At 69.4% G+C, this 9,287-nt stretch carries 8 protein-coding genes and 1 riboswitch; of the genes, 5 read left to right on the top strand and 3 right to left on the bottom strand.

What is annotated here, in order from left to right:
• The first annotated feature begins 346 nt into the window (after positions 1-346).
• The 5 genes from AC6EH9_RS16120 to groL all read left to right on the top strand — a co-directional run bounded on the left by AC6EH9_RS16120 (position 347) and on the right by groL (position 5,516).
• On the top strand, positions 347-802 hold the full coding sequence (locus AC6EH9_RS16120) for a hypothetical protein (protein WP_498424502.1): 456 nt from the start codon (positions 347-349) through the stop codon (positions 800-802).
• Positions 803-1,026: 224 nt separating this feature from the next.
• A riboswitch (SAM riboswitch) is annotated at positions 1,027-1,156 on the top strand.
• A gap of 11 nt (positions 1,157-1,167) precedes the next feature.
• Entirely contained in the window at positions 1,168-2,460 is a 1,293-nt protein-coding gene (gene thrC / locus AC6EH9_RS16115) for a threonine synthase (RefSeq protein ID WP_498424501.1), read from the top strand.
• 65 nt (positions 2,461-2,525) lie between these two features.
• Positions 2,526-2,804 (top strand): MoaD/ThiS family protein, encoded by a 279-nt coding sequence (locus tag AC6EH9_RS16110; protein WP_498424500.1) that lies wholly within the window; start codon positions 2,526-2,528, stop codon positions 2,802-2,804.
• Between the two features lie 42 nt (positions 2,805-2,846).
• Positions 2,847-3,698, top strand: coding sequence for an ATP-grasp domain-containing protein (locus AC6EH9_RS16105; protein WP_498424499.1), 852 nt, complete (start codon positions 2,847-2,849; stop codon positions 3,696-3,698).
• A 189-nt stretch (positions 3,699-3,887) separates the two neighbouring features.
• On the top strand, positions 3,888-5,516 hold the full coding sequence (gene groL, locus AC6EH9_RS16100) for a chaperonin GroEL (protein ID WP_498424498.1): 1,629 nt from the start codon (positions 3,888-3,890) through the stop codon (positions 5,514-5,516).
• 141 nt (positions 5,517-5,657) lie between these two features.
• Here groL and AC6EH9_RS16095 read toward each other — a convergent pair whose 3' ends face one another.
• The 3 genes from AC6EH9_RS16095 to AC6EH9_RS16085 all read right to left on the bottom strand — a co-directional run bounded on the left by AC6EH9_RS16095 (position 5,658) and on the right by AC6EH9_RS16085 (position 9,201).
• Positions 5,658-6,371, bottom strand: a complete 714-nt coding sequence (locus tag AC6EH9_RS16095) for a helix-turn-helix transcriptional regulator (RefSeq protein ID WP_498424497.1) — start codon at positions 6,369-6,371, stop codon at positions 5,658-5,660.
• Between the two features lie 116 nt (positions 6,372-6,487).
• Positions 6,488-7,903 (bottom strand): MFS transporter, encoded by a 1,416-nt coding sequence (locus AC6EH9_RS16090; RefSeq protein WP_498424496.1) that lies wholly within the window; start codon positions 7,901-7,903, stop codon positions 6,488-6,490.
• On the bottom strand, positions 7,903-9,201 hold the full coding sequence (locus tag AC6EH9_RS16085) for an MFS transporter (RefSeq protein ID WP_498424495.1): 1,299 nt from the start codon (positions 9,199-9,201) through the stop codon (positions 7,903-7,905). Before AC6EH9_RS16085 ends, AC6EH9_RS16090 begins: the two co-directional genes overlap by 1 nt.
• Between the last annotated feature and the right edge of the window lie 86 nt (positions 9,202-9,287).

Below are 9,287 nucleotides of genomic sequence, written 5' to 3'. Positions count from 1 at the left end.
CACCAGCCGAGGCCCTCAACGAGATACTGGGCAGACCGTACGAAACCCCGGTGTTGCACTAGGACCTGGAGACCGCCCGAGTTAACTCGTGGTTCCGCCGACACCGGCCGCCCCAGCCGGCGATCCAGCCTCACCGGTCCCACCCGCGCAGGCTCCGTCCGCGTCCCCTCTCGTCGCGGTCCGGTCACGGAAGCTCCGCCCCTCAGGGCCACAGGACTGGCAGGATGGACCCCGTGCCCAGCGACCAGCCTTCCCCGGCAACCCGACTCCGCTCAAAGCGTGCTCAAGGGTGGGACGGGACATGCAGGTGAGGGAGGCAGCCGCGCCGCGCCGGGTGTCAGGAAGGTTGATCGCCACCTACCTGCTGGCCGGCCTGGCGCTGGTGGCAGTGGTCGTCTTCGTCGTCGCGACCTTCGCGTTCGCATTCGGTCAATGGCGGGCCGGCTGGGCGGTGCTGTTCTCCGCGGTGCTCACGATCCTTGCCCTCGTCTTGGGGATCATCGTGTCCCCGTTTACGCGGCCCGGACAGCGGCCCGCCGCACGACCTGCCCTACCGCGGCCCTACCGCGACATCCACGTCTCCCGCAGCGGAGGCTTCTCCCTCGGTGTTGTCGCGACCACCGGCGAGCCCTACCTCTCCATCCCGGTGAGCAACGGGGGCGTCGAGTTCGAGGTGCACTACCGGCTCACCCCAGATGAGTACGCCGCGCTCGCGCAGGACGAGGCTGCCGGGGCGCGGTTCGCCGATCGATGCCGGCGGCGCGAGCTCGACGACCGCCTCCTGCACGGTCGCGGCGAGTAGCGGAAAGTCCGATCCGGAGCGGTGTAGCGCAACGCCGACGGCGCGCGCGGCCCGTCGCCCGGCTGCGCCGTACTGGCCACACGAAACCCGTACATCCCACACGTTGCAACATGTGGGAAGTGCGGGTTTCACGAGTTAACTCGTGGTCCCGCCAGCACCCACCACCCATCTCGCATGTTGGTCACGATGTGCACATCGTGAGACGGCGGCCGTAGGCTCGCGGCAGCTCATCGAGAGGGACTGAGGGAACGGCCCAGTGAAGTCCCGGCAACCGCCACGTTCTCCCTGCTTCGGCAGTCGTGGAAACGGTGCTAATTCCGCCCACGGCGAGGTACGTCGCGGGGAAGATGAGGAGGAGGTCACTCATGAGCGCTGTTGACACGTCGGTCCGAACCGAGGCCGCACCGTCCGGCACACCTGTCCTGCGCGAGGGCGCGTTCGGCAACGCCACCGGCCTTGCCTGCCGCGAGTGCGGTCACGCGATCGCCCTCGGCCCGCACTACGCCTGTCCCGAGTGCTTCGGCCCCCTCGAGATCGCCTACGACTTCCCCGCCGTGACCCGCGCCGAGATCGAGGCGGGGCCGCGCAACATCTGGCGCTACAAGGCGCTGCTGCCGGTGCCCGCGGACATCGAGGAGAGCCCGAACATGGAGCCCGGGTTCACCCGGCTGCTCAAGGCCCACAACCTCGGGCGCCAGCTCGGCATCGACAACCTGTGGGTCAAGGACGACTCGACGAACCCGACGAACTCCTTCAAGGACCGGGTCGTGGCCTGCGCACTGTCCGCGGCGCGCGAGTTCCACAGCAAGGTCTTCGCCTGTCCCTCGACCGGCAACCTCGCCAACGCGGTGGCCGCTGCCGGTGCCCGGGCCGGGATCAAGACCGTGGTCTTCATCCCCTCGGACCTGGAGAAGCCCAAGCAGGTCAACTCCGCGGTCTACACCGACGCGCTGGTCGCCGTCGAGGGCAACTACGACGACGTCAACCGGCTGGCCTCCGAGATCGCGGGGGAGGAGGAGGGCTGGGCGTTCGTCAACGTCAACGTGCGGCCCTACTACGCCGAGGGCTCCAAGACCCTGGGCTACGAGATCGCCGAGCAGCTCGGCTGGCGCCTGCCCGACCAGGTCGTCATCCCGGTCGCCTCCGGCTCCCAGCTCACCAAGGTCGACAAGGCCTTCCAGGAGCTGATCGCGCTCGGCCTGGTCGAGGAGAAGCCCTACAAGATCTACGGCGCCCAGGCCACCGGGTGCTCGCCGGTGTCGGTGGCGTTCAAGGACGGCAAGAACGTGGTGCGCCCGGTGCGCCCCGACACGATCGCGAAGTCCCTGGCGATCGGCAACCCCGCCGACGGTCCCTACGTGCTCGACATCTGCCGGCGCACCGGTGGCGCGGTCGAGGACGTCAGCGACGACGAGGTGCGCGAGGGCATCCTGCTGCTGGCCCGCAACGAGGGCATCTTCACCGAGACCGCCGGCGGCACCACGGTCGCGGTGCTGAAGAAGCTGGTGGACACCGGCCAGCTGGACCCCACACTGGAGACGGTCGTGATCAACACCGGCATGGGGCTCAAGACCCTCGACGCGATCTCCGACCAGGTGGGTCCGGCGGCCACCATCGCTGCGTCGTACGCCGCGTTCTCGGCCACCGGCATCGCCTGAGCCGGCGCCGCAGCCCACCCAGCACCGTCCGCCAGCACCGTCCGCCCGCACCAGAGGAGCAGCACATGGGCGTTTCCGTCCGCATCCCCACGATCCTGCGCACCTACACCGGAGGGGAGTCCGAGGTCAGCGCCCAGGGCGGCACCCTGGGCGAGGTGCTCGACGACCTGGAGAGCAGCTACGCCGGGATCCGCGCGCGGATCCTCGACGACGCGGGCCAGCTGCGCCGTTTCGTGAACGTCTACGTCGGCAACGAGGACGTCCGCTTCCTCGACGACCTGGCCACGCCGACCCCGGACGGGACCCAGATCTCGGTGATCCCGGCGGTGGCCGGCGGCTGCTGAGGGATCCGCAACGGGGGCCCGGACGGCGCCTAGGCTGGCCCGGTGCCCGACGTACTGCTGGTGACGTTCCCGCTGCTGCCCGACGGCGAGCCGCAGGGCCAGCTGCTGGTGGCGGCGCTGGCCGCCCGGGGGATGGCGGCGCGCTGGGTCTGTTGGGACGACACGACGATCGACTGGGCGGCGGCTGACCTGGTGGCGGTGCGGTCCACCTGGGACTACCACCGGCGGCTGCCGGAGTTCCTGGCCTGGGCCCGGGGCGTGGAGCAGCGCACGAGACTGCTCAACGGCGCGGACGTCTTCGCGTGGAACGCCGACAAGGCCTACCTCGCCGAGCTCGCCGACGACGTCCCGGTCGTGCCCACCGCGCTGCTCGACGATTCCCACCTGCGCCCGGGGCTGCAGGCCGCGATCGAGGAGCACGGCACGGTGGTGGTCAAGGCGCGCACCGGAGCCGGTGGCGTCGGGGTGGTGGTGGCCGACAGCGCCGACGACCCGAGGCTCGCCGGTCTCAGCGCCGGCCCGTGGATCGTGCAGCCGCTGGTCGAGTCGGTGCGCAGCCGCGGTGAGAGCTCGGTCTTCGTGCTCGACGGCCGCGCGGTCTCCCAGGTCGACAAGCTGCCGGGCGGGGACGAGATCCGGGTGCACGAGGCGTACGGCGGCTCGTCGCGCCCGGTCCCGCTGGTCCCGGAGCTGGCCGCAGCCGCGCAGGCGGCGCTCGCCGCGGCCGGGCGCAGGCTCGGCCGCGAGCTGCGCTACGGCCGGGTCGACCTGATGTCCTACGCCGGCCGGCCGGTCCTCAGCGAGCTGGAGCTGATCGAACCCGGCCTCTACCTCGACGTCGTGCCCGACAACGCGGAGGCGTTCGCGGCCCTGGCGGCCGCCTCGTTGCCCTGAGGGCTTTGCACTCGCCTTGCTCGAGTGCTAAACATGACGTTGGCACTCTCGTGATGAGAGTGACAGACACCGGACCGGTGAGTTGAGGTCTGCAGCGTCGGCGGGAAGGGTTCGCCGGTACGGCCAGATCGTCCGTCGCGGGCAACGACCCGGTCCGACACTCTCTAGCGTGAAGGAATCGCAGGAGACATGGCAAAGCTGATTGCTTTCAACGAGGAGGCCCGGCGCGGCCTCGAGCGTGGCATGAACACGCTCGCCGACGCCGTCAAGGTCACTCTCGGTCCCAAGGGCCGCAACGTCGTTCTCGAGAAGAAGTGGGGCGCCCCCACGATCACCAACGATGGTGTGTCCATCGCCAAGGAGATCGAGCTCGAGGACCCGTACGAGAAGATCGGCGCAGAGCTGGTCAAGGAAGTTGCCAAGAAGACCGACGACGTCGCCGGTGACGGCACGACGACCGCGACCGTGCTGGCTCAGGCCATGGTCCGCGAGGGTCTGCGCAACGTGGCCGCGGGTGCGAACCCGATGGGCCTCAAGCGCGGCATCGAGCAGGCTGTCGAGGCGGTCTCCGCCCAGCTGCTGAGCATGGCGAAGGACGTCGAGACCAAGGAGCAGATCGCCTCCACGGCCTCGATCTCCGCTGCTGACACCACGGTCGGCGAGATCATCGCCGAGGCGATGGACAAGGTCGGCAAGGAAGGCGTCATCACCGTCGAGGAGTCGAACACCTTCGGGCTCGACCTCGAGCTCACCGAGGGCATGCGCTTCGACAAGGGCTACATCTCGGCGTACTTCGTCACCGACCCCGAGCGGATGGAGACGGTCCTGGAGGACCCCTACATCCTGATCGCCAACTCGAAGGTCTCGAACGTCAAGGACCTGCTGCCGCTGCTCGAGAAGGTCATGCAGTCCGGCAAGCCGCTGGTCATCATCGCCGAGGACGTCGACGGCGAGGCTCTGTCCACGCTGGTCGTCAACAAGATTCGTGGCACGTTCAAGTCCGTCGCCGTCAAGGCTCCGGGCTTCGGCGACCGCCGCAAGGCCATGCTGCAGGACATCGCGATCCTGACCGGTGGCCAGGTCATCTCCGAGGAGGTCGGCCTCAAGCTCGAGTCGGCCGGCATCGAGCTCCTCGGTCAGGCCCGCAAGGTCGTCATCACCAAGGACGAGACCACGATCGTCGAGGGCGCCGGCGACGCCGGCCAGATCGAGGGCCGGGTCAACCAGATTCGCGCCGAGATCGAGAAGTCGGACTCCGACTACGACCGCGAGAAGCTGCAGGAGCGCCTGGCCAAGCTGGCCGGCGGTGTCGCGGTGATCAAGGTCGGCGCGGCCACCGAGGTCGAGCTCAAGGAGCGCAAGCACCGCATCGAGGACGCCGTTCGCAACGCGAAGGCCGCCGTCGAGGAGGGCATCGTCGCCGGTGGTGGCGTCGCGCTGGTCCAGGCTGCCGCGATCGTGTTCCCGAAGCTCGAGCTCGAGGGTGACGAGGCCACCGGCGCGAACATCGTGCTGAAGGCCACCGAGGCCCCGCTCAAGCAGATCGCGATCAACGCCGGCCTCGAGGGCGGCGTCGTGGCGGAGAAGGTGCGCAACCTGACCGCCGGTCACGGTCTGAACGCGGCCAACGGCGAGTACGTCGACATGATCGCCGAGGGCATCATCGACCCGGCCAAGGTGACGCGCTCCGCGCTGCTGAACGCCGCGTCGATCGCTGCGCTGTTCCTCACCACCGAGGCCGTCGTGGCCGACAAGCCGGAGAAGTCGGCGCCCATGGGCGGCGACCCGTCCGGCGGCATGGGTGGTATGGACTTCTGAGTCCGCAGCGAGGTACGAGCGGAGGAGGAAGAAGTCCCATTCAGGGAGTCTTCTGAGTCCAGCTCCTCCCGCACAGCACCACCAGCAGGGCCCTGGTCTTCGGACCGGGGCCCTGTTGGCGTCCCGGGGGGCCCGGGAGTCTCAGCCGGCGTCCGGCCCCGGCACGGGCGGTACGACGAGGCGACAGGCCCCGGGCTCGGCGAACGGCTCCAGCGCGCTGCCCTCCGCGCTGGCGCCGTACTCCGCCAGCACGCCGCGGACCAGGCCCAGGTGGACCGAGCACACCACCTCGGGCTGCCGGTAGGCGACCTCGAGCAGCGGGCAGCGGGTGAGCCGGACGTGCTCGGGGCGCCCCTCCTCGGGGGAGGGGTCGAAGCCGAGGTCGTCGAGGAGCTCGACGACCTGCGCACGGGCCTGCTCGGCGGGCACCGGCGAGGCTCCGCGGTCGCGGGCCAGCTGGCGGCCCCAGCTCTCGCCGGCCTCGGCGGCGTCGCGCTGCGGGGCCGGGCTGTGGCGCGCGATGGTGACGGCCAGCGCGGAGGCGAGCCCGGCGTACTCCGAGCGTGCGGGGTCCTCGGCGACCGACTCGTAGAGCCAGGCCGGCCGGCCCCGCCCCGACGGTCGCGCCCGGGTGCGACGGACCAGCCCGCGGCGGACCAGCCCGTCGAGGTGCTCGCGCACGGTGTTGGGGTGCAGGCCGGTGGCGGCCACGATCGCGGCCTGGGTGGTGGGGTCCGGCTGGTCGTGCAGCTTGGCCAGGATCGCGGCCCGCGCCGGGGACAGGGGGCGCGAGGTGCCCAGCCGGGGCCCGAAGCCGGCGGGGCGATCCGCCGGGGACCACGAGACGTTTTCCACGGATCCCACAGTAGTAAAACCCCGGGAACGACGCGAGCCGCCGGCCGGATCCGGGGTGACCGGTCCAGCCAGCGGCTCGTCTCAGCTGCTTCGCGCCAGCGCGAAGCACTGTGCGCTCAGGAGGGCTTGGGTGCCCCCGGGCGTGCGTAGCGCATCCAGGTGACCGCGATGCACATCGTCGCGAAGGCGGCGCCGATGTAGTAGAAGGTCTCGGGCGCCATGATCGTCAGGCCGATGCCGAAGAAGAACGGCCCGAAGGCGGCGATCGCCGCGGTCCAGCCGATCACTCCGCCGGCCTGGCGGCGCTCGAAGATCATCGGCATCTGCTTGAACGTCGAGGCGTTGCCGATGCCGGTGAACAGGAAGATCGCGAGCATCCCGTAGAGGAACCTGTCGAAGTCCGCGTCGAGCGCGGCCGCCGAGCTGGTGTCGGGGGTGAGGTGCATGCTCGTGTAGATGATCGAGGCGAGGATGCCGATGCCGCTCACCAGGGTCCACTTGGCGCCACCGAGCTTGTCGGTGAGCGGGCTGAACAGCACCCGGGCGCCGGCGCCGACCAGCGGGCCGAGGAACGCGAACTTCACCGGGTCCGGGATCGAGTAGCCCTCGATGAGCATCTGGGTGGTGCCGTCGGAGAGGATCGTGGCGATCTCGGTGTTGCCGGCGCCGTACAGGTTCTTGATCATCAGGCCGAACTGTCCCGACAGGCCGGCGAAGGTGCCGAAGGTCATGATGTAGAGCAGCGTCATCCACCAGGTGTCCTGGTTCTTGAAGATGTCGAACTGCTGGCGCACGTTGGCCTTGATCGGGACGCTCTTGAGCATCGTCCAGGCCAGGAACGCGCCGATCAGGACGAACGGCACGTAGACGTAGGTGGCGTTCTGGTACCAGACCTCCTGCGAGGCCTTCCCGGGCACGCTCTCGAGCTGCGAGGAGCCGAGGAAGCCGACCATCGAGAAGCCGATGATCCACGGCGTCACGAACTGGACCAGGGAGACACCGAAGTTGCCGATGCCGGCCTGCAGGCCGAGCGCGGTGCCCTGCATCCGGCGCGGGAAGAAGTACGAGGTGCTCGGCATGAAGCCGGAGAACGCACCGCCGCCGATGCCGGACATGAACGACAGGATCAGCAGCGTCGTGTACGACGTGTCCGGGTTCTGCACCGCGATCGCCCAGCCGACGAGCGGCAGCAGCAGCAACAGGGTGGTCAGCGTGACGAGCTTGCGGGTGCCGAGCATCGGCGGCAGGACCATCCAGGTCAGCCGCAGCAGACCGGCGGAGAGACCGGGCAGCGCGACCAGCCAGTAGAGCTGGTCCTTGGTCAGGTCGAAGCCGAGGTTGCTCAGCTTCGGGGCCAGCGCGCTGGCGATGAACCAGGAGGCGAAGGCGAGGGTGAGGGTGAACGTGGTGATCGACAGGGTCCGCCAGGCGAGCGCCTTGTCCCAGGTCTCCTCGTTCTCCGGGTCCCAGGCCTGCAGCCATTCCTTGCCGCTGCGAGCGGCGTCGGGGGCGGACGGGGGGGAAGTGGTCATCAGGCTCGTGCCTCCATGGCATTGGGCTTCTCGAAGTGACCTGCCAACTCAGGGGACTCGTTGTGCAGCATGTGCACCACGGTCCAGTGCATCCAGATCGCACAGACCAGAGTGAGCAGGAAGAGGACGAAGAACGTGGCGGACGGCAGGCCGGTCCACGACGTGGTGTAGGCGAACAGCGGCGGGAGGAAGAACCCACCCAGCGCGCCCAGCATCCCGACCAGGCCGCCGACGGAGCCGACCTCGCCGGGGAAGTACTCGGGGATGTGCTTGTAGACCGCGGCCTTGCCGATGCCCATCGAGCAGCCGAGCAGGAAGACGAGCCCGACGAAGGGCCACAGGCCGATCGAGTAGGGCAGCACCTCGGCGATGCCGGAGGGGTCGGTCTTCTCGGAGACCTCCACGACCACGTGGCCGTTGGGCATCATCAGCAGGAACGTCGAGACCAGCATGATCGCGAAGGTCCAGTACATCACCCGGCGCGCGCCGAGCTTGTCGGAGAACCAGCCGCCCAGCGGGCGCAGCAGGCTGGCCGGGAAGATGAACGTCGCGGTGAGCAGCGCGGCCTTGGTCAGCGAGATGTCGAAGTTGTCGACGTAGTACTTCGGCAGCCACGAGGACAGCGCGACGTACGCACCGAAGACGGCGACGTAGTAGAGGCTGAAGCGCCACACCCGCAGCTGCTTGAGCGGCACGAGCTGCTCGCGGATCGGGCGACCGGCACCGGGCTTGCGGTCCTGGCGGGGGGTGCCCACCCACAGCGCCACCGCGATGACCAGCAGCAGCACGGCGTAGATGACCGGGATCAACCGCCAGCCGCCCTCGACGAAGCCGAAGTAGGTGCCGCCGGCGGTGGCGGTGATCAGCACCGGGCCGATGAACTTGGTGACCGAGGCGCCCACGTTGCCGGCGCCGAAGACGCCGAGCGCGAAACCCTGGCGCTGGCGCGGGAACCACGCCGAGTTCCAGGCGATGCCGGCGGTGAAGGCGTTGCCGGCGAAACCGACCGCGAAGGCGAGCAGCAGGAGCATCCCGTAGCTGCCGGCCTGGGCGACCAGGTAGGAGAAGAGCGCGGTGGCCAGCAGCAGGCCGATGAACACGACCCGGCCGCCGAAGCGGTCGGCGGCGATGCCGGCGGGCAGCCGCCACAGCGAGCCGTTGAGGATCGCCACGGCGGAGAGCCACGAGAGCTGGACGTCGGAGAGACCGAACTCGTCGCGGATCGGGATACCGAGGATGCCGAACATCATCCAGGCCGCGAACATCAGGGTGAACGCGATCGTGGAGAGGCTCAGCACGCGACCGGCGCCCGGGGGGACGGGCGCCGGAGCTGTTGCAGTTGGTGCTTGTGAGACGGGTGGGGCTGACACTGGATTCTCCGGTC

The sequence above is a fragment of the Nocardioides sp. Z21_20 genome (genome assembly GCF_059766585.1).
This window is presented reverse-complemented; position numbering and strand designations above follow the sequence as displayed.